We start from the raw sequence: 19,728 nt of genomic DNA on the forward strand, positions 1-19,728 counted from the left end.
GTGCCCTACAACGGCGACGCCCGGCTGCCGGACTGGCTGGCGGTCCCGCCGCGGCGGCCGCGGGTGTGCCTGACCCTGGGCACCGTGCTGCCCGGGCTCGGGACGGCCGGGCTGTTCCTGGCCCTGCTCGAGGAACTGTCCACGTTGGACATCGAGCTGGTGGTCGCGGTGGCCGACGAGACGGCGGCCGCGTGGGGCCCGCTCCCGCCGTCGGTGCTGCACGCGGGACGGCTCCCGCTGGCGCAGGCGCTGCGGACGTGCGACGCGGTCGTGCACCACGGCGGCAACGGGACGTCGCTCGCGGCGCTCGAAGCCGGGGTCCCGCAGCTGGTGCTGCCGCACTTCGACGACCAGATCGGGAACGCGGAAGCCGTCGTGCGCTCCGGCGCCGGGCTGCGGCTGTCGCCCGGGGAGATCACGCCCGAGGCCGTGGCGGCCGGGTGCGCCCGGCTTCTGGACGACCCCCGGTTCGCCGAGGTCGCGGCCGGCGTCGCCGCGGAGAACGCCGCGCAGCCGTCGCCCGCCGAAGTCGTGCGGACGCTGACTCCCCTGGCGCTGCGACCGGAACTCCGCCGGGCGGGCTGACCCCGGCACGCGAAAAAGGCCGCGGGCCGGGTGATCCCCGGCCCGCGGCCTTTTGTATCGGCTCAGCTCTGGTGGTCGAGCGTGAGCTGCTCCAGGACCTTCACGTACTCGGCCGGGCCGGGGACCGAGTTGATCTCCTTCTGCAGCCGCTGGGCGTTCTCCTTGAAGGACTTCTCCTCCAGCACCCGGCGGATCTGCTCGCGCATCACCGCGGCGTCCGGCTCGGCCACGTTCAGCACCAGGCCCGCGCCCTTCGACAGGGTGAAGCGGGCCAGCGCCGGGCCGAGGCTGTAACGCGACCGGGCCAGGCGGGCCGCACCCGAGGGGTTCGCGCGGATGCTGTGGCCGACGAAGTCGACCAGCAGCTGCGGGACGCTGTTCAGGATGGCCGGCATGACCGTGCCGACACCGCCGTGGTGGATGAGCAGCGAGCACGTCGGGACCAGCTGGTCCAGCGGGACGAACGGGAGCACGCGGACGTTCTCCGGGATCTGCTCGACCTTCGCCAGCTGCTGCTCGTCGAGCGTCGCGACGACCTCGACGTCCAATTCGGACAGTGCGTTGAGCAGCACCGGGATGTGGTCCCAGCCGCCCTCCATGAACGCGCGCTCGGACAGGCCCAGCGACACCGCGACGCGGGGGCGCTCCGGCACCGGGTACAGCCAGTCCGGGATCGGCTGCTGGCTCGAGTACGACACCCAGCGCATCGGGACGACGTTCGCGGACACCTCGGGGCCGATCTCCGTCGGCTGCGAGTTGATCGTCCACTGGCCCCACAGCAGCTCGTCGTCGATCTCGACGCCGTAGCGCTCGGCCGCCGCGCGGACCGTCTCGACCGCCGGGTTCGGCAGCTCGGGCGCGCCCGGCTTGCTGGTGAGCTCCTTGAACTTGTCGATGCTGCGGCAGAAGACGTCGGGCGCGGTCCACCAGCGGGCGTGCGCCGCGCCGGCGACCTTCGCCGCGACCGCCGCGGCGGGCAGGCAGGCGTCCCAGATCACCAGGTCCGGCTTCCACGCCTTGGTGAACTCGACGAGGCCGTCCAGGAACGGCAGCGGCTCGTTCGGGTCGCCCTTCCACGGCGCGAAGTCCCACTGCGCCGGCAGGTAGTACTGGCTGTAGACGTCCCAGTGCTCGCGGTCCGGGTCGTCGGCGTCGAAGCCGAGGGCCTCCAGCGCCGCGGTGATCTCGGCGAGGTCCGCGCGCTCCTTCTCGTAGGCCCGGCCGGGGCCCATCGGGATCGGCATGCTGTCGATGTCGCAGACCGCGACCGGGGTGATGCCCATCGACGCGATCGTCTCCACCCCGCCCGGGTGCGTGGCGATCACGACTTCGTGCCCCGCGGACTTCAGCGCCCACGCCAGCGGCGCCAGCGGGAAGGTGTGCGCCGGGGCCGGCCAGATGGCGAATTGCACACGCATTGTTTCGGCTCCTCCAGGACGTGTCGGCGGGAGACTTTCTTCAGCCGCCAAGGAAAAATCGTATGGCCGCGACGCGGGCGCGGACATCTCCCCCAGTGCCGCTCAGGCCGCCTCGGCCCGCCGGTCCCCGGGCTCTTCCGGGTCCGGAACCGCGGTCAGCCCGCCGCGTTCCGCCGCGATCCGGGAAAGCGCGGCATAACGCTCGGGACGGCGGGCGCGCAGCCAGAACGCGAAGCCCGCGCCGGCCGCCACGACGACCACGAACGCCCACGGCAGCGAGTTCACCAGCGTGCTCGTCGTGCCGGTCAGCAGGTCGAAGTTCTGGATCACCAGCACCGCGGACGCGACCAGCCCGAGCAGGCCCAGGACGGGCGCGACCCCGGTGCGCCACCAGTGCCGGTCCGGGCGGCGGCGGAAGAACGCGATGACCGAAAGGGAAGCCGCCGCCTGCAGCCCGACGATGCCGAGCGTGCCCAGCCCCGTCATGGTGGTGGCGAGGTTGACGTACGGGTCCGCGCCGGCGAGCGCGAAGATCGCGGTGACGGCGACGGTGAAGATCGTCTGCGTCAGGCTCGCGCGGTGCGGCGACCCGTGCTTGCGGTGCACCGCGCCGAGCCCGGCGGGCAGCACGCGGTCGCGGCCGAGGGCGTACAGGTAGCGGTTGGACGCGCCGTGCATCGCCAGCATCCCGGCGAACAGGCTGGTGCACAACAGGATCTGCATCGCGGTGGTGACCGCGGAGCCCAGGTAGTCGTCGGTGAGGCCGCCGAAGAGGTTGCCGAGCTGCTGCCCGGCGACGTCCCGCAGCTGCCCCGGCCCGACCGCGCCGACCGCGACCCAGCTCGTCAGCGCGTAGAAGACGGCGATCAGGATCACCGACCAGTAGGTGGCGAGCGGGACGCTGCGCCGCGGGTTGCGCGACTCTTCGCCGTACAGCGCGGCAGATTCGAAGCCGATGAAGGAGATCAGCGCGAACATCAGGGACACGCCGAGCCCGGCGCCGACGATGGTCGCCGGGTCGAACGAGGCGGCGGGCAGCGCGCCACCGCCGTGCCGGAGCAGCACCGCGACGTCGAGCAGCACCAGGATCGCGACCTCGGCGATCATCAGGACGGCCAGCACGCGGGCGCTGAAGTCGATCTTCCGGTAGCCCAGCACGCCCATCAGCGCGAGCCCGATCGCGGCCCACACCGGCCACGGCCAGTCGAGGCCGTAGGAGGCCGCGACGAGCTGCGCGAAGTAGGCGAACGCGCCGGTCATCCCGACGGTGGCGGTGTTGTAGGCGAGCACGGCGGCCCACCCGCCGCCGACCGCGGCCGGCCGCCCGAGCCCGGCCGACAGGTAGCCGTAGAACCCGCCGGAGGTGACGATCCGGCGGCTCATCGCGGCGTACCCGACTGAGAAGCAGAGGAGCGTGAGCCCGGCGAAGACGAACATCGCGGGCACCGCGGCGCCGTTGCCGATGGCGAAGGCCAGCGGAACGGTCCCGACCATCGCGGCGAGCGGAGCCGCGGCCGCCACGACCAGGAAGACGATCTTGGGGGTACCGAGGGTGCGGCGGAGGGACGCCGGTCGCGCGTCCCCGGAACCGCGGTCGGATGCTGCGCTCACGGGTTCTTCCTCTCACTCGCTCGCGATGGGTTCGCGACCAAGTCTTCGCTTCGGGTGAGCACCCGCTCGTCTCCCCCGCTGCGGACCTGGCCGGTCGCCCGACCGGCGGTCCACAGTGGACGCGCGCGGCGGGCCGGAGAGGGGCGATCGACTCCGGCTGGTGCGGCCGGTCCCGCGGTAGCCGCCGGTCCGGGGCGCGCCCGCGAACCGGCCTGGCCTTCGAGCCGGGCGGGCCAACCGGTCACCGCTCGGGGCGGAGCCGAGGACGCGAAAGGGACGGCCGGCGGGGTGCCGGCCGTCCCTTTCTCCGTGCGGGGAGCCGCGTCAGGAGGCCTTGGCCAGTGGCGTCGACTGCGCGCCGCGGACCAGGTCCGCGGCCTTCTCCCCGATGACGATCGCCGTCGCGTTCGGTGCGCCGCGGCCGACGGTCGGCATCACCGAGACGTCGGCGACCCGGAGGCCTTCGACGCCGTACACCTTGAGCTCGTGGTCGACGACCCGGCCCATCCCGCAGGCGCCGCTGCCGTGGAAGATCGAGTTCGTGTAGCGCCGCACGTACTCGCGCAGGTCGTCGTCCGAATCGGACGCCGGGGCGTTGAGCAGGCGCTCGTTGAACTTCGCGAACGCCGGCCTGCTCGCGATGTCCATGGCGATCCGGACGCCGGCCACCGCGACGTCGATGTCGCCCTCCGCGGTGAAGTACCGGTGCTCGATCTTCGGCTTGGCCGTCGGGTCCTCCGCCACCAGCGTGATCTGGCCGCGGCTGCGCTGCGTCAGCAGCACCGGGCCGAAGGTGATCGCGTGCCGGGTCGGCACCGTCAGGCCGCTGTCGGAGAACTCCATCGGGCCGGCGAAGTAGACGACGTCCGGGGCGGGCAGCCCCGGCTGGGTCCGCACGTACCCGCCCGCCTCCGGGCCGTTCGACGTCAGCGGGCCGCGGCCCTCTTCCTGGAACGCCCGGATGCTCTCCGGCTCGAACGCGCTCAGCAGGCTGTTCGGCTGCGAGTGTTCGTAGATCAGCGGGACCAGCGGGTGGTCCTGCAGGTTCTTGCCGACCTCGGCGTGGTCGAGCACGACCTCCATGCCCAGCCCGCGCAGCTGGTCGGCCGGGCCGATGCCGGAGAGCAGCAGCAGCTGCGGCGAGTTGTACGCCCCGGCCGAGAGGATGACCTCGCGCTCGGCGTGCAGCGTGAGCTCGTCGTCGACCTGGCGGCCGGTGACGCCGATCGCGCGGCCGTTCTCGATCAGTACGCGGTAGACCTGGTAGTTCTTGATCAGCGTCAGGTTCGGCCGCTCGAGCGCCGGGTGCAGGAACGCCTGCGCGGTGCTCCACCGGCGCCCGTCGCGCTGGGTCACCTGGAAGCGGCCGAAGCCGTCCTGGGTGGGGCCGTTGAAGTCGTCGTTGGCCGGGTGCCCGGCCTGCAGCGCCGCCTCGACGAGCGCCGTCGTCGCCGGATTGAGCGAACGACCGTCCGAAACGGACAGCGGGCCGCCGGCGCCGTGGTACTCCGACGCGCCGCGCTCGTTGTCCTCCGACCGCTTGAACAGCGGGAGCAGGTCGTCGTAGCTCCAGCCGGGCTGGTTCCAGCCGTCGTAGTCGATGCGGTTGTTGCGCAGGTACAGCATCGCGTTGATCGAGCTGGTGCCGCCGAGCACCTTGCCGCGCGGGTGGAAGATCCGCCGCCGGTTCAGCTGCTCTTCTTCGTGGGAGTCGTAGTCCCAGTCGACCCGCGTGCGGAACAGGTCGCCGAAGACGGCCGGGATGTGGATGTTCTCGACGTCGTCGTTGCCGCCCGCTTCGACCAGGGCGACCTTGACGTCGGGGTCTTCGGACAGCCGGGCCGCGAGCACGCAGCCCGCGGAGCCCGCGCCGACCACGATGTAGTCGTACATCAGCTGGCCTCCTTGATGAGGTCGGCGGCCTTCTCGCCGATCATGATGGCGGACGCGTTCGGGTTGCCCCGGCCGACGACCGGCATCACCGAGCAGTCGGCGACCCGCAGGCCGTCGACGCCCTGGACGCGCAGCTCGGCGTCGACGACCTCGCCGATCGCGCAGGTGCCCGCGGGGTGGAAGATCGAGTGGGTGTACCGGCGCAGGTACGCCTTGAGGTCGTCGTCCGATTCGGACGCCGGCAGCTGGTAGAACGACTCGTGGAACGGCCGCAGGGCTTCCTGCTTGGCGATCTCCAGCGAGACCCGCAGCGCGCGCACGCCCGTCTCCAGGTCGGACTCCTCGGCGAAGAAGTTGTTGAGGATGCGCGGTTTCGCCGTCGGGTTGGTCGACTGCAGGGTGATGTTGCCGCGGCTCTCCGGCGTGATGAGCACCGGGCCGAGCGAAATCGCGTGCTCGTACGGGAACGCGAGCCCGCTCTCCACGAACATCACCGGCGCCGCGAAGATCGCCGCGTCCGGGGCGGGCAGGTCCGGCAGGGTGCGGAAGTAGCCGCCGGCCTCCGGGCCGTTGCCGGTCAGCGGGCCGCGCTGCTCCTCCATGAACAACCGGAAGTTCTCCGGGGTGGCCGCCGCGGTCATGCTGATCGGCTGCGAGTGCACCGAAACCAGTGGCACCAGCGCGTGGTCGGAGAGGTTCTGGCCGACCTGCGGGCTGTCGGCGACGACCGGGATCCCGAACGCCGAGAGCAGGCACGACGGGCCGATGCCCGACAGCTGCAGCAGCTGCGGCGAGTTGTACGCGCCCGCCGAGAGGATGACCTCGCGCTCGGCGCGGATGTCGATGGGGGCGTCGTCGCCCTGCTGCCCGGTGACGCCGACCGCGCGCCCGTTCTCGATGATCACCTTGTGCGCGCGGAACTCCGTCAGCACGGTGAGGTTCGGCCGCCCCAGCGCCGGGCGCAGGAACGCCGCCGCGGTGCTCCACCGCCTGCCGTCGCGCTGGGTCAGCTGGAACTCGCCGAAGCCGTCCAGCTCGGCGCCGTTGAAGTCGTCGTTGGCCTTGTAGCCGGCCTGCACGGCGGCCTCGACGAGCGCCACCGAGCTCGGGTTGTGCGAGCGGTTGTCCGAAACGGACAGTGGGCCGCCCTCGCCGTGGTACTCCGACGCGCCGCGCTCGTTGTCCTCGGACTTCTTGAAGTACGGCAGCACCTCGTCGAAGGACCAGCCCGGCTGGTTCCAGCCGTCGTAGTCGATCTTCGTGCCGCGGACGTACAGCATCGCGTTGGTGGAGCTGGTGCCGCCGAGCACCTTGCCGCGCGGGAGGTAGAGCCGGCGGCCGCCGAGGTGCGGCTCCTCCGCCGTGTCGTAGTCCCAGTCGTAGCGGGTGCGGAACAGCTGGCTGAACGCCGCCGGGATGTGGATCTCCTCGGCGTCGTCCGGGGGTCCCGCCTCCAGCAGGGCCACCTTGACGTCGGGATCCTCCGACAGCCGGGCCGCCAGCACGCACCCCGTCGAACCCGCGCCGACGATCACGTAGTCGTACATCTGCTCTCCAAGCTCCAGAAGGTCAATCGGGGTCGAGCTCGCTGCCGGAGCTCGGCGGGCGGGGCGGCGGGCTCGCGCCCGCCACCCCACGGGGTCACCGCGGTGCGAGCGTGCCGTCCGGGCGCAGCCGAGAAACGACTTCCACGACCGCCGCGGTCGCCCGGCGCGCCTCGGCCTCGGTGAAGACCAGCGGCGGCGCGAGCACGAAGTTGTGCCCGTACGGCCGGGCGATCACGCCGTGGACCTTGCGCGTCTCGAACGCGACCGCCTCGACCTGCGACCAGTCGAGCGGAGCCGTCGTTTCCTTGTCGGCGACCAGTTCGAGGGCGGCGAGGGTGCCCTCGATCCGGACGTCGCCGACGTTGGGCAGCTCGCGGGCCGGGGCCAGCCCCTCCTCGAACCAGCCCTGGATGCGCCGCGCGTTGTCCAGCAGGCCTTCGCGCTCGATGATGTCGAGCGTCGCCAGGCCGAGCGCGCAGGCGACCGGGTGCCCCTGGAACGTGTAGCCGTGGAAGAAACCGCCGTCGCCGATGAGGGTGTCGGCGATGTCGTCGGTCATCAGGGTGGCGCCCAGCGGCGCGTAGCCACCCGCGATGCCCTTGGCGGCGGTGATGATGTCCGCCTCCATGCCCTGGTTCGCCGACTCGAACCAGGAGCCGATCCGGCCGAACGCCGTGACGACCTCGTCCGCGATGAGCAGGATCCCGTTCTTGCGCAGGACTTCCCGCACGCGCTTCCAGTAGCCCGGCGGCGGGGCGAGGACGCCGCCACCCGCCATGATCGGCTCGCCGATCATGGCCGCGATGTTCTCCGCGCCGATCCGCTCGATGGTGTCTTCGAGTTCCTGGACCAGGAAGTCGGTCGGGTCGACGTCGCCGTAGAGCTGCTTCGCCCGGTACGGGTAGGGCGGGGAGAGCTTCTCCACGTGCGGCAGGTTCGGGCCGACACCGGCCTGCATGGGCGGGAAGCCGGTCGCGGTGCCGCTGCCGTAGGTCGCGCCGTGGAACGAGTAGTGCCGGGCGAGGATCCACGTCCGGTCCGGCGCGCCCTTGCGGGTGTGGTAGAGCCGGGCGGCCTTGATCGCGGTCTCCACCGCTTCCGAACCGCCGCTGGAGAAGGCGACCCGGTTGATGCCGGCCGGGGCGAGCTGCGCGAGCCGCTCGGCGAGCCGGATCGCCTTCTCGTTGGTGAACTCGAGGAGGCTCGTGAAGAACTCGATCTCCTTGATCTGCTTCGCGGCGACCTCGGCGAGGTCGGCGCGGCCGTGACCGAGCGGCGAGTGCCAGACCCCGCCGCCGGCGGCGTCGAGGAGTTCGTTGCCGCGCGCGTCCCAGACCGTGCTCCCCTGCCCCTTGACGATGACCAGCCGGTCGGTGATGTCACCGCGGTGCATCGAGCGGACCAGGTGCTTGCGGTCGAGGTCTTCCAGTTCCGACGCTTGCGCGGACAACGGCGGGATCCCAGGTGTGGTGGTCACGGCTTTCAGTCCAATCATGAGAGGAGACGACGTAATTCGCCCCAGGAACGTTGGCACACAACACTTTCCGAAACCGAGTTCACCGTACCCGGCGGTCGGTCGAGGACTTCTCCGCCGGTGCGGGCCGCCTCAGATGTACTGCGTGTTGGGTTCCAGGCCGAGCAGGACCCGGCCGTAGAGCTCGTTGTTCGTGTCGGGCGACATCAGCGCGTGCAGGTTCACCACGTGGATGTCGCGCGCGATCCGCTGGATCGGCACGCTGCTGTAGGCCGACGAGCCGCCGCTGGCCAGGCTCAGCGCGTCCACCGCCGACTTGGTGAGCCGGCAGATCGCGCCGATGTCCGCGCGGGTGCGGGCGCGCTCGACCAGCGACCACTCCGCGCCGGTGGCGGCCTTCTCGTCCGCGGTGCGGGTGATCCGGTCCGCGTGGAAGGCGGCCTGGTCGATCTGCAGCCGCGCCTCGGCGACCTTGAGGTGCGTGACGGGCGCCTCGGCCTGGTGCGCGTAGTCGGTGTAGGTGATCTTGCGGCTGCCGACGCGCTCGAGGAAGTTCTCCATCGCCGCCTCGGCGAGCCCGATCGCCGTGCCCGCCGACGACGCGTTCGCCACGCCCAGCAACGGGTTCCGGTAGATCGGCAGCTCGGCGCTGGCCGGCGAGTGGCTCTGGCCCTGCAGGATCGACACCAGCGGGATGACGCGCTCGGCGGGCACGAACAGGTCGTTCGCGACGGTCGTGACGCTGCCGGAGCCCGCCATGCCCATCGTGTACCAGTCGTCGATGACCTGCAGGTCGCTCAGCGGCACCAGCGCGGCGACCGGCCACATGCCCTGGCCGTCCGGCGTCGGGGCGATCGCGATGATCTCCTGCCAGTGGCTGTGCAGCGCGCCGCTGATGAACCCCCAGCGGCCGTTGACGACGTAGCCGCCGTCGGTGGGCACGGCCTGGCCGCCCGGGCTGAGCGTGCCGCAGACGCGGACGTCCGGCGTCGAGTAGACCTCGTCCTGGAGCGCGTCCGGGAACATGCCGACCATCCAGCCGGGGATGTTCCACACCGACGTCGTCCAGCCGACGGCGCCGTCCCCGCGCGCCAGCTCGACGAGCACGGCGTTCAGCGTGGCGGTGTCGACCTCGAACCCGCCGTAGCGCTTCGGCACGCGCAGCTTGAAGAACCCGGCGTCGCCCAGCGCCTCGAGCGTGTCGTCGTGCAGGCGGCGGTTCTCCTCGTGCCAGACGGCGTTCTTCTGGAGCAGGGGCACCAGGTCCTGGGCCCGGCGGACCAGTTCCTCGCGCGAAGGGACGGGGACGTTCGTCGTCATCGGTGGTCCTTCCGGGTTTCCACGTGCGGCTTCGGGTCGAGAATCCGCTTCCCCGCTCCGGCGGCGCACCTCCGCGATTGCGGAGCACGCCGCCGGCCGCGCGGCGCTCAGCCGCGGATCGGGCTGCTCTGGTGCGACAGGAGCGACCACTCGCCGTCGCGCTCCACGACGATCCAGGTGGCGCGGATCTGGCGCTCCGGCGCGGTTTCGGTCTCGCCGTCGAGGATGATGCCGCCCTGGGTGATCACCAGCGCGGTGTCCTCGGCCAGGAACGTGACCTGCAGCGGCCAGCCCTTGACGTGCGCGCCGGCCAGCGGGCCGTCGAAGCCCGCCCGCATGTACGCGCGGATCTGCTCCCGGCTGGTCAGCTGCTCGTCCTGCATGAGCAGGCTGCCGTTCTCGGTGAAGACCCCGGCGAACTCGTCGGCGTCGTTGGTCTTCCACGCGTGCGTGATGCGCAGCGGCACGGTCAGCGCGGCGCGGTCGCGCGGGTCGTCGAACTCGCGGTAGAAGTCCGTGTCCTCCTCGAACCCGTACGAGGCGAGGATTTCCGTTGCGGTGGCGGGCATTGCGGCTCCTTCGTCGGTGTTCCGGGTGTTCACCAGCGGAGGGTCGCGCCGGTGCCGCGCGGGCTGTTCTGGTAGCCGGCGAGGTACCACACGCCGTCTTCTTCCTTCTTGACCGTCCACGTCGAACGGACGGCGAGCTCCGGCGAGATCTCGGTCTCCCCCGGCGCCAGGATGCCGCCGTGCGTGCGGATCAGCGCGACGGTGTCGTTCACCAGCCGCAGGTCGACCGGCTTGCCGGTGATCCGCGAGCCCTTGAACGGGCCGGCGAACGCGGCCGCCAGGAACGGGCGGATCTCGTCGCGGCCGACCTTGTAGACGTCACCCGGCAGGATCAGGGTGCCGTCCTTGGTGAAGACGTCGACGACCGCGTCGACGTCGTTGCGCGCCCAGGCTTCCACCAGCCGCAGCGGGACGCCCAGCACTTCCTTCTCCCGTTCGCTCGTGAACGGGCCGTAATAGTCGTCCAACGCGGACGACGCGTCGAGTTCAGCGGACACCGGGTCCTCCTCTTCGCCTCAGCGGACGGGTCCCGCCCATCATCGGCGCTCACCCCGTGACCCGGCGCCTTCTGCATTGCCGCTACGTCACGCGCTCCGGTCGAGGCCGGCGACGAGCGGCTCCGGGCGCACGTTGTGCGGGTACGGCCAGCCGCGCTGCGTCAGGTAGAGCACGAGGTCGACGGTGTTGCTCGCGACGTCGATCTGCGAAATCCGGCGGTTTTCGATCTTCAGCACAATTGTTTCCACCGACGTGCCCTCCCGGCCGGTAGGCCCGATGTGGAAAAACGGCTCGTCGTGTTTCCAGTGCAGGTTGAAGACGATGAAGCCGCGCCCGTTCCCCTGCTCGTCCAGCGCGAGGTGCTCGTCGACCAGGTCTATCCGCTTGCCCAGGCGCACGAACCACTTCGCCCATTCCTTCAGCGCACCCAACCCGATCTGCCCGAATTGCGCCGGGCTGTTGATCAGGACGTCGTCGGCGATGATGGCGTCCCAGCGCTCGAACTCGACGAGTTGCAAGCCGTCGTACAGTTCTCTGGTCAGCGTGGTTTCCGAATTCACGGTCACTCCTGTGGAGAGTAGGTTGTGGAACGACCGAGAATGGCACCGCCGCACCGCGCGCTGCCAGTTTCCGGCGAATCGGGAAACCCAGAGCGCACGCTCGGAGTAGAGCGCGGTACCGGCCCCGATTACCGTGCGACAGTGGAGTGAACCCGGCCCGCGGAAAGGGCGGACATGAATCCTTGGCCGACCGGGGAGCCGCCGGAAGCGCGCCTGCGGGTCGCGCTCGCCGCCGACCGGCCCCTGCTCCACGACCACCCCCGCCTGCGGGCGCTGCTCGAATCGAGCGCGGTGGCGGATCCGGGCGAGTTCTTCCTGCTGTTCCTGCACCACTGCATGGCCACCGGCGCCGCGCTCGACCAGGGTGCCGCCGGGGAAGACGTCGCCGATCTCGTCTCCGGTCGCTGGGCCGGCGCCGCGCTGCTCGCCGAACTGGGCCACGCCAACAGCAACTCCCGCACGCACACCGAGGCCGTCTTCGACCCGGCGACGCGGGAGTTCGTGCTGTCGACCCCGGTTCCCGGCGCGGCGAAGTACCCCGCCACCTTCGGTCCGGCCGGGTTCGCGACGCTCGCCGTCGTCAGCGCCCGGCTCCTCACCGGCGGCGCGGAGCACGGCACAGCGCTATTCCTGGTCCCGGTGCGCGACGAGCGCGGCCCCTGCCCGGGTGTCTCGATCGAACCCTGCCCGCCGACCGCGTTGCTGCCCCTGGACTACACGACGGTCCGGTTCGACGGCGTCCGCGTGCCCTACCGGCGCTGGCTGCGCGACGGCGCGTCGATCACCCCGGACGGCGAGTTCCACGACCCGCTGGCCGACGCCGGCGCCCGCGGCCGCCGCACGATGAGCATGGGCCGCTTCGGCTGGGGCGCGATCACCGTCGGCCTCGCCGCAGTGGCGCGCGCCGCCGTCTCACTCGCCCTCGAGCGCGCGGGCCGCCGCCGGACCCTCGACCGGCTGGCCGGCGAGATCCCCGCGATCGACCACCTCAACCAGCAGCGCCTGCTGTTCGGCGCGCTGGCTTCGGCGCTGGCGGCGACGACCCTCGCCCGGCGCGAGACCGGCCGCTACTGGTCCTTCGGTGCACCCCCCGGCGTGCACCGCGAACTGGGGCTGACCAAGGTCGCGGTCACGGCGCTGGCCGACCGCGCGGTGAACCGCGCCCGCTCGGCCAGCGGCACGGCCGGGTTCTTCTCCGAGCACCGCCTGATCGGCTACCAGGGCCTGACCCTGGCGTTCCAGTCCGCCGGCGGCGACAACCGGCTGATCGGGCTCGACGCGGCGTGGACGATGGCGGCGGGCCAGGACTACACCCCGCCTGCGGACGCGCCGGGCGCGGACGAGTGGGTGACGCTCTTCCGGCACCGGGAACGGCTGCTGCACGAGGAACTCACGGCCGGGCTCGACGGCTCGTTCGACACCTGGAACGCGCGCTCGGAACTGGCGCTGCGGTTCGTTTCCGCGCACTCGGCCCGCCGGACGGCGGAGGTCGTCTCCGGCGAGCTGCCGTCCGACCTGTACGAACTGCACTGCCTCGAGGAGGTCGAGGCGCACGCGGGGTGGTTCCTGGCCCGCGGGCTGCTCACCGCCGAGCAGGTGCTCGGGCTGCCGGAGCGGATCAACGCGATCTGCCGCCGCCTGCACCGCGACCCCACCACGCTCGAGCACCTGCTGGCCGGCTCGGGCTCGTGAGTGTTCAGTCGGGTTAGAACCCTACTGAACACTCACGACCCGTGCGGGCACTCAGCGGGCGACGGCCTCCACGACCGACACCGCGAACCCGGTGTCGAGGACCCGGGTCAGCTCCAGCTCGGCCTTCGCGAACAGCGCCCGGAACTCCTCCTCGGTGCGCTCGCGGCCGGGCAGGATCGACATGACCATGATGTCGAACAGCTTGCCCAGGTGCGGCTCGTTGCGCGGCGGGATCACCGTGTCCAGCACCACGATCCGGCCGCCGGGGCGCATCGCGCGGCGGCAGTTGCGGAGGATGCGCACGCACTGCTCGTCGTTCCAGTCGTGGATGATGTGCTTGAGCAGGTACACGTCGGCCGGCGGGCACTCCTCGAAGAAGTCGCCGGTGACGAGCTCCCAGCGGTCGTCGTCGCCGAGCTCGCCGAGGCGGTGGCCGGCCACGACGTGGTCGCCCAGGTCCATCAGGAGGCCGTAGAGGCTGTCGTCCGCCCGCAGCGCTTCGAGCAGCAGCCCGCCGTACCCGCCGCCGACGTCGACGACCGTCGCCCCGGCCGGGAAGGTCAGGTTGCGGATGATGGAAGCGTTTTCGGAGTCCGACTTCGACTGCATGCCCGAGTAGAACGTCTCGGGCGACTCGACGTCGCGGAAGTAGTCGAAGAACGTCGTGCCGAACACCTTGTCGAAGGACGCGTCGCCGTGCTCGACGCTGTGCGCCAGCTCGCCGTGGGAGTTCCAGAACGTCTTGTCGGTGAACGTCAGGACCGCGGACCGGAGCGAGCCCGGCACGTCCGAGCGCAGCAGCTCGGCCTCGGGAGTCAGCGCGAACCGCCCCTGCTCGTCCTCGTGGAACACCCCGCGCATCGCGAGGGCCCGCAGGACGCGGTTCAGGTTGTCCGCGTGGGCGCCGGTGTCCTGCGCCAGCTCGACGACCGTCTTCGGTCCGTCGGCCAGGTGGTCCGCGACGCCCACGGCGGCCGCGGCGCGCAGGGCCGCGGAATAGACGTAGCCCAGCGTCTCCTCGAACAAGCGGATCCCGGCCTGTTCGGTGTCGGAGAGTCTTGCGGGTTTGCTGTCCACGGGATCACCTTCCGCTCGTCGCCTGTGGCTCCCCATCGTGGCGGCGCGCCGCGGCGGGCGTCGACTCCTCCCGTGCGCGACCACAGTGGACACTCACGCGCGAAGGCCACCCCGAGTGCACCGGGGTGGCCTTCGCGCCCGCGGCGGGCTCAGCCGCGGATCGGGCTGGTCTGGTGCGAGACGAGCTTGTAGTCGCCCGCCTCCTTGCGCACGACCCAGGTCGCCCGGTTCTCGTTCTCCGGCGCGATTTCGGTGGCGCCGTCCAGGATGATGCCGCCCTTGGTGATCGCCAGCGCGACGCCGTCGGCCAGGAACTTGCACTGGACGGGCTCGTCGGCGACCTTGCTGCCGCGGTAGGCGCCGGCGAACTGCTCGGTCAGGTAGGCGCGGATCGCGTCACGGCCGCGCAGCTGCTCGTCGCCGATCAGCATGCTGCCGTCGTCGGTGAACAGGTCGGCCAGCGCGTCGGCGTCCCCGGCGTCCCAGGCGGCGCGCAGGCGCAGCGGGACGGTGAAGACCGCGCCCTCCTCGCCGTTGGGGAAGTCGCCGTAGTAGCCGGCCCACTGCTTGGCCTTGGCGACCAGGTCGGAAGCCTTGGAAGTCATCGGTGTCTCCTCGAAGATGGGGGTTACCAGCGGAGGGTGGCGCCTTCGCCGCGCGGGCTGTTCTGGTAGCCGGCCAGGTACCAGGTCCCGTCGCGCTTGACGGTGATCCAGGTCGAGCGGACGGCCAGCTCGGGCGCGATCTCGGTCTCGCCCTCGGCGAGGATGCCGCCGTGCGTGCGGATCAGCGCGACGTCGTCGGTGACGAAGCGCAGGTCGACCGGCTGCCCGGTGACGCCGCTGTTCTTGAACGGCCCGGCGTACGCGGCCTTCATGAAGATGCGGATCTCCTCGCGGCCTTCCTTGTACACGTCACCCGGCAGCAGCAGGAGGCCGTCCTCCAGGAAAACGTCGGCGACACCGTCGGCGTCGTTCTTCGCCCACGCCGCCACCAGCCGCAGCGGAACCTGGAGCACCTCCTTCTCCTTGTCGCTGGTGAACTCTCCGTAGTACGCGTCCAAACGGGATTGTTCGGTGGTCGTCATTCCGGCCCCTTGTCGTCACGGATCTCTGCCGGGTTCGGCACAGCAAACCCCGGTTACCATGGTGGGCACCCGGTTCCGCGCGGGCGCCTCCATTCGTGCTTGCCGTCCCTACGCGGCCCGGCGCGCGCTTTCGGCGCTCTTGGCGGCGGCGAGGACGGCGTCGTAGTCGGGGTGCTCGCCGATTTCCGGCACGTATTCGGCGTGCACGACGGTGTCGTTCGCGTCGATCACGAAAACCGCGCGGGCGAGCAGCCGGAATTCCTTGATCACGACGCCGTAGGCGGTGCCGAAGGAGAGGTCGCGGTGGTCGGACCCGACCAGCGCGCCCTCGATCCCGGCGGCGCCGCACCAGCGCGCCTGCGCGAAGGGCAGGTCGACGGAGACGGTCAGCACGGAGACGTCACCGAGCCCGGCGACCTCTTCGTTGAACCGCCGGGTCTGCAGGTCGCAGACGGGCGTCTCGAGCGAGGGCACGACCGAGACGATCCGCACCCGCCCGGCGAGCGAAGCGGACGCGACCGGGGACATGTCCGGCGCCACGACGGTGAAGTCCGGAGCCTGGTCGCCGACACCGACGGCCGGCCCGAGCAGGGTCACCGGACGGCCGCGGAAGGTCGTGACGCCGGTGCGTTCGGGAATCGCGTTCATGGACTGGACCACTTTCGGCTGGGTACGGGTCGAGGCCCCAGTTTCGGGGTTCACGGGGCGGCGCGCCTCTCCTCGGCTGCCGAGTTCGGCCAGGTTCGCGCCGGGTCATCGCCGCCCGCCCAGCCGACCGGAAAAGCCCCAGTTTTTCACCCACACGATTGACCGGCGTCTTCCGCCGTGCGCTCTCGCCCGCGACCGGTGTTCCGTGCCCGGGACCGCTGCTACGGTCGATTCCCCCGCTGCCGAAGAAAGGACCCACCCATGAATCGCCCGCCCGTCGTCTCGGCGGAGGAATGGCAGGCCGAGCGCGACAAGCTCCTCGTCAAGGAAAAGGAGCTCACCCACGCGCTGGACGACCTCGCCGCCCAGCGGCGGCGGCTGCCGATGGTGCGCCTCAAGGACGACTACGTCTTCACCGGCCCCGACGGCGAAACCGGGGATCTCGTTTCGCTGTTCGACGGCCACAACCAGCTGATCATCTACCACTACATGAAGCAGCCGGGCAGCGACCACCTCTGCGTCGGCTGCGCGACCCTGACCGACAACCTCTCGCCGTGGGCGCACCTGGCCCCCCGCGGGGTGCGGCTGATCCTCGAGTCCGTGGCGCCGCAGGAAGAGCTCGAACCGCTGCGGCAGCGGTTCGGCTGGCGGATCCCGTGGTACTCGAGCTACGGCAGCACGTTCAACGAAGACATGGGCACCGGTGGCGGGTTCGGCGTGAGCGTGCTGCTGCGCGACGGCGACGAGGTCTTCCGGACCTGGTTCACCAACGGGCGCGGGACCGACCGCCTCCGGCTCGACTTCAACCTGCTCGACCTCACCCCGTACGGGCGCCAGGAGGTCTGGGAGGACTCGCCCGAAGGCTGGCCGCAGACCTCGACCATGGGCTGGCTCCGGCTGCGCGACGAGTACTGAACCTCCGCACGCACGAAGGCGACCGCGGTCCCGGCGCGGCCTAGGCTCGCGGCCGGGACCGACGTGCGGGAGGCCAGGATGCCGGGAGCAGAAGACGCCGTGGCGGCGGAGAAGCCGTCGCCGGCGCGGATGTACGACTACTTCCTCCACGGGGACAACAACTTCCCCGTCGACCGGGCGGCCGGCGACGCCGTCATCGACCAGGTCGGCGAGGTGCTCACCAAGGACGTCGTCTGGGAGAACCGCCGCTTCCTCGGCCGGGTGGTGCACCACCTCGCCGCCGAGCACGGGGTGCGGCAGTTCATCGACGTCGGGGCCGGGCTGCCCAGCATGGAGAACACCCACCAGATCGCCCGCCGCTCCATCCCGGACGCCCGGGTCGCCTACGTCGACCTCGACCCGGTGGTCGCGAGCCACGGGAAAACCCTGCTCTCCGAAGAGGAGCAGAAGATCACCCGGCTGCTGACCGCCGACCTGCGCGAGCCGTTGTCCATTTTGGACAACCCGGAGCTGGCGGACCTGATCGACTTCGCGCAGCCGGTCGCGCTGCTGTGCGTCGCCGTCTTCCACTTCATCATCGACGAAGACGACCCGCACGGCATCATCCGGACGTTCCGGGAGCGGCTGGCGCCGGGGTCCTTCCTCGCGCTCTCGCACCTGAACGCCGACGAGTCACCCGAAGCCGAGCAGGACACCATGCGCGCGATCTACCGCAACGCGACGTCGCCGATCGTCTTCCGGACCCGCGCCGAGATCGAGGCGCTGTTCACCGGCTTCCCCCTCCAGCCGCCCGGCCTGGTGCCGACCGGGCACTGGCGCCGCGAAGGCGATACCACCCGCCGGATGTACGGCGGCCTCGGCCGGCTGGGCTGACCACCGCGCTCGCGGCCGGGTCCGCGGCCGTGGTCACCACGAACGAAGGGCGAATCCCTTGCCTCAACCGGAACCGTTCCGCATCGCCGTGCCCGACGAGGACATCCAGGACCTCCGCGAGCGCCTCGCGCGCACGCGTCTCCCCGGCGACCTGGCCAACGACGGCTGGGAGTACGGGACCAACCAGGAGTACCTGGCCGGGCTGCTGGCCGACTGGCGCGACACCTACGACTGGCGCGCGCACGAAGCCGAGATGAACGTCTACGCGCACTACCGCGTCGACCTGGCCGGCCAGCCGGTGCACTACCTGCACGTCCCGGGCGACGGGAAGGTGCCGCTGCTGCTGATCGGCGGCTGGCCGTGGACGTTCTGGGACTTCAAGGACGTGCTGCCGCACCTGGCGGGCCACGAGGTCGTGGTGGCGGACCTGCCCGGCTACGGCTTTTCGACGCCGCTGGCCCGGCCGGGCATCGGGTACGCCGAGACCGCGGACATGTACCACCAGCTGATGACCGAGGTGCTGGGCCACGAGCGCTACGGCGTCTACGGCAGCGACTGGGGCTCGATCATCGGCCAGCACCTGGCCCACCACCACCCGGAGTCGGTCGTCGGGCTGCACACGACGATGCCGTTCAGCCTCGAAGGTCCGATCCCCGAGGAGCTCTGGGCGGACGACGAGAAGGTGCGGCGCGCGGCGAACACGGCGTGGGCGCGCTACAGCAACGGCTACTTCGTGCTGCACACGACCCGCCCGCAGAGCATCGCCTACATCGGCGACTCGCCGGCGGCGACCGCGTCGTGGCTGGTCGAGAAGCTGCACGACTGGACCGACCACGACGGCGACTTCGAGACCGGCTACCCGCGCGAGCGCGTCCTCACGACGCTTTCGCTGTTCTGGTTCACGAACTCGATGGGCAGCACCGCCCGGCTGTACGCGGAGAGCTTCCAGAAGCCCTGGACGCCGAAGAGCGACGCGCAGCCGCTGTTCAACGTCCCGACGGCGGTCGCGGCCTACCCGCGCGAACCCGCGGCGGTACCGCGCAAGTGGGTGGAGAGCCGCTTCGACCTGCGCCGCTACACGGTGATGGAGCGCGGCGGCCACTACCCCGCCGTCGAGTCCCCGGAAACCCTCGGGCGCGACATCGCCGAGTTCTTCGCCGAACTCTGACGCGCCGGTGGTCGTGAGTGTTCAGTAGGGTTAGAACCCGACCGATCACTCACGACCTGGCTGGCACTCAGTCCGCGGGCAGGAACTTCGCGAGACCCGCGTAGCCGCTGTGCTTGAGGCGTTCGCCCGACAGGGACTTGTACTCGTCGTCGGCGCGGATGCCGAGGCCGTCGACCATGCGGTTCATGAAGTTGAACAGCGCGCAGACCAGCACCGCGTCGTGCAGCGCGCGCTCGTCCCAGCCGGCCGCGAACACCGCTTCGGCGTCCGCGTCGGTCATCCGGGACGGCGTCCGCGTCAGCTTGCCGACGTAGGCGAGCACCGGCTTCATGCGGTCCTCGACCGGCGCGGTGTCCAGGTCGGCGAGAGCCGCGACCAGGACACCCGGCGCGACGCCGAAGGCTTCGGCCGTCACGGTGTGGATGCCGTGGCAGTAGCCGCATTCGTTGACGCCGGAGACGTAGGCGGCGATCAGCTCGCGCTCGCCCGGCGTGAACGGCGAATCGCCGCGCAGCAGCACCTCGTGGAAGGCCAGCAGGTGCCGGGCGGGCTCGGGGTTGGCTTGGAAGACCTGCAGCAGCGTGGTCTCAGCCGGCAGGGACTTCAAGTACGACATCGGTGTCCTTTCGATCCGCGATCCGGTCGACGTCGGTGCGGCGGAGCACGCACGCCGTCAGGTAGGCCAGTGACGCGGCGCCCGCACCGGGCACGGCCGCGGCGACCCGGGCCGACGTCCGGTCCCACTCCCGCCGGAGCGAACCCGGCGTCGACGTCGAGGGCGGGTCGCCGAGCG

Annotated in this window: 20 protein-coding genes; 5 read left to right on the top strand and 15 right to left on the bottom strand. The window is 71.1% G+C overall.

What is annotated here, in order from left to right; translation table 11 throughout:
• The coding region (locus G3I65_RS21550) for a nucleotide disphospho-sugar-binding domain-containing protein (RefSeq protein ID WP_160697713.1) at positions 1-585 on the top strand (585 nt) is incomplete at its 5' end.
• A gap of 62 nt (positions 586-647) precedes the next feature.
• On the opposite strand, the gene G3I65_RS21555 is transcribed toward G3I65_RS21550, so the two are convergent.
• From G3I65_RS21555 to G3I65_RS21595, 9 genes are all read right to left on the bottom strand, one after another.
• Positions 648-2,003: a nucleotide disphospho-sugar-binding domain-containing protein gene (locus G3I65_RS21555; RefSeq protein ID WP_166640403.1), complete on the bottom strand. Its 1,356-nt coding sequence runs from the start codon at positions 2,001-2,003 to the stop codon at positions 648-650.
• Positions 2,004-2,105: 102 nt separating this feature from the next.
• Entirely contained in the window at positions 2,106-3,614 is a 1,509-nt protein-coding gene (locus G3I65_RS21560) for an APC family permease (protein WP_309235603.1), read from the bottom strand.
• A 324-nt stretch (positions 3,615-3,938) separates the two neighbouring features.
• Complete coding sequence (locus G3I65_RS21565; protein ID WP_160697714.1) at positions 3,939-5,507, bottom strand: GMC family oxidoreductase; 1,569 nt, start codon at positions 5,505-5,507, stop codon at positions 3,939-3,941.
• Complete coding sequence (locus tag G3I65_RS21570) at positions 5,507-7,054, bottom strand: GMC family oxidoreductase (protein ID WP_160697715.1); 1,548 nt, start codon at positions 7,052-7,054, stop codon at positions 5,507-5,509. The genes G3I65_RS21565 and G3I65_RS21570 overlap by 1 nt, the downstream gene beginning before the upstream one ends.
• Positions 7,055-7,148: 94 nt before the next feature.
• On the bottom strand, positions 7,149-8,531 hold the full coding sequence (locus G3I65_RS21575; protein ID WP_309235604.1) for an aspartate aminotransferase family protein: 1,383 nt from the start codon (positions 8,529-8,531) through the stop codon (positions 7,149-7,151).
• A 129-nt stretch (positions 8,532-8,660) separates the two neighbouring features.
• Positions 8,661-9,848 carry an acyl-CoA dehydrogenase family protein gene (locus tag G3I65_RS21580; RefSeq protein WP_160697717.1) on the bottom strand — a complete coding sequence of 396 codons (1,188 nt, stop codon included), beginning with the start codon at positions 9,846-9,848 and terminating at the stop codon, positions 8,661-8,663.
• 107 nt (positions 9,849-9,955) lie between these two features.
• Positions 9,956-10,417 (bottom strand): SgcJ/EcaC family oxidoreductase, encoded by a 462-nt coding sequence (locus G3I65_RS21585; protein ID WP_160697718.1) that lies wholly within the window; start codon positions 10,415-10,417, stop codon positions 9,956-9,958.
• 29 nt (positions 10,418-10,446) lie between these two features.
• On the bottom strand, positions 10,447-10,914 hold the full coding sequence (locus G3I65_RS21590; protein ID WP_192782906.1) for an SgcJ/EcaC family oxidoreductase: 468 nt from the start codon (positions 10,912-10,914) through the stop codon (positions 10,447-10,449).
• Between the two features lie 87 nt (positions 10,915-11,001).
• Positions 11,002-11,475, bottom strand: coding sequence for an ester cyclase (locus tag G3I65_RS21595; protein ID WP_160697719.1), 474 nt, complete (start codon positions 11,473-11,475; stop codon positions 11,002-11,004).
• Positions 11,476-11,649: 174 nt separating this feature from the next.
• Here G3I65_RS21595 and G3I65_RS21600 point away from each other — a divergent pair, with 174 nt between their 5' ends.
• The gene (locus G3I65_RS21600) at positions 11,650-13,167 is read left to right on the top strand and encodes a hypothetical protein (protein WP_160697720.1); all 1,518 of its coding nucleotides are present in this window, start codon (positions 11,650-11,652) and stop codon (positions 13,165-13,167) included.
• A 51-nt stretch (positions 13,168-13,218) separates the two neighbouring features.
• Here G3I65_RS21600 and G3I65_RS21605 read toward each other — a convergent pair whose 3' ends face one another.
• The 4 genes from G3I65_RS21605 to tpx all read right to left on the bottom strand — a co-directional run bounded on the left by G3I65_RS21605 (position 13,219) and on the right by tpx (position 15,979).
• The gene (locus G3I65_RS21605; RefSeq protein WP_203612453.1) at positions 13,219-14,244 is read right to left on the bottom strand and encodes a methyltransferase; all 1,026 of its coding nucleotides are present in this window, start codon (positions 14,242-14,244) and stop codon (positions 13,219-13,221) included.
• A 149-nt stretch (positions 14,245-14,393) separates the two neighbouring features.
• Positions 14,394-14,849, bottom strand: coding sequence for an SgcJ/EcaC family oxidoreductase (locus G3I65_RS21610; RefSeq protein WP_160697722.1), 456 nt, complete (start codon positions 14,847-14,849; stop codon positions 14,394-14,396).
• 23 nt (positions 14,850-14,872) lie between these two features.
• The gene (locus tag G3I65_RS21615; RefSeq protein ID WP_160697723.1) at positions 14,873-15,331 is read right to left on the bottom strand and encodes an SgcJ/EcaC family oxidoreductase; all 459 of its coding nucleotides are present in this window, start codon (positions 15,329-15,331) and stop codon (positions 14,873-14,875) included.
• Positions 15,332-15,439: 108 nt separating this feature from the next.
• Entirely contained in the window at positions 15,440-15,979 is a 540-nt protein-coding gene (tpx, locus tag G3I65_RS21620; RefSeq protein WP_160697724.1) for a thiol peroxidase, read from the bottom strand.
• Positions 15,980-16,240: 261 nt separating this feature from the next.
• On the opposite strand from tpx, the gene G3I65_RS21625 reads away from it, so the two are divergent.
• From G3I65_RS21625 to G3I65_RS21635, 3 genes are all read left to right on the top strand, one after another.
• Positions 16,241-16,894, top strand: a complete 654-nt coding sequence (locus tag G3I65_RS21625) for a DUF899 domain-containing protein (RefSeq protein WP_160697725.1) — start codon at positions 16,241-16,243, stop codon at positions 16,892-16,894.
• A gap of 78 nt (positions 16,895-16,972) precedes the next feature.
• Positions 16,973-17,767 carry an SAM-dependent methyltransferase gene (locus G3I65_RS21630; RefSeq protein ID WP_160697726.1) on the top strand — a complete coding sequence of 265 codons (795 nt, stop codon included), beginning with the start codon at positions 16,973-16,975 and terminating at the stop codon, positions 17,765-17,767.
• 58 nt (positions 17,768-17,825) lie between these two features.
• Positions 17,826-18,935 carry an epoxide hydrolase family protein gene (locus G3I65_RS21635; protein ID WP_160697727.1) on the top strand — a complete coding sequence of 370 codons (1,110 nt, stop codon included), beginning with the start codon at positions 17,826-17,828 and terminating at the stop codon, positions 18,933-18,935.
• Positions 18,936-19,002: 67 nt separating this feature from the next.
• Here the strand turns inward: G3I65_RS21635 and G3I65_RS21640 are convergent, their stop codons facing one another.
• Both G3I65_RS21640 and G3I65_RS21645 read right to left on the bottom strand, forming a co-directional pair.
• A complete protein-coding gene (locus tag G3I65_RS21640) occupies positions 19,003-19,551 on the bottom strand; it encodes a carboxymuconolactone decarboxylase family protein (RefSeq protein ID WP_160697728.1) in 549 nt (182 codons plus the stop codon).
• On the bottom strand, positions 19,523-19,728 hold a 206-nt coding region (locus G3I65_RS21645; RefSeq protein ID WP_239071355.1), incomplete at its 5' end, for a DUF6187 family protein. The genes G3I65_RS21645 and G3I65_RS21640, both read right to left, overlap by 29 nt.

Origin of the sequence: Amycolatopsis sp. SID8362 (genome assembly GCF_010550475.1) — a bacterium.
GTDB classification, from domain to species: Bacteria; Actinomycetota; Actinomycetes; order Mycobacteriales; family Pseudonocardiaceae; genus Amycolatopsis; species Amycolatopsis eburnea.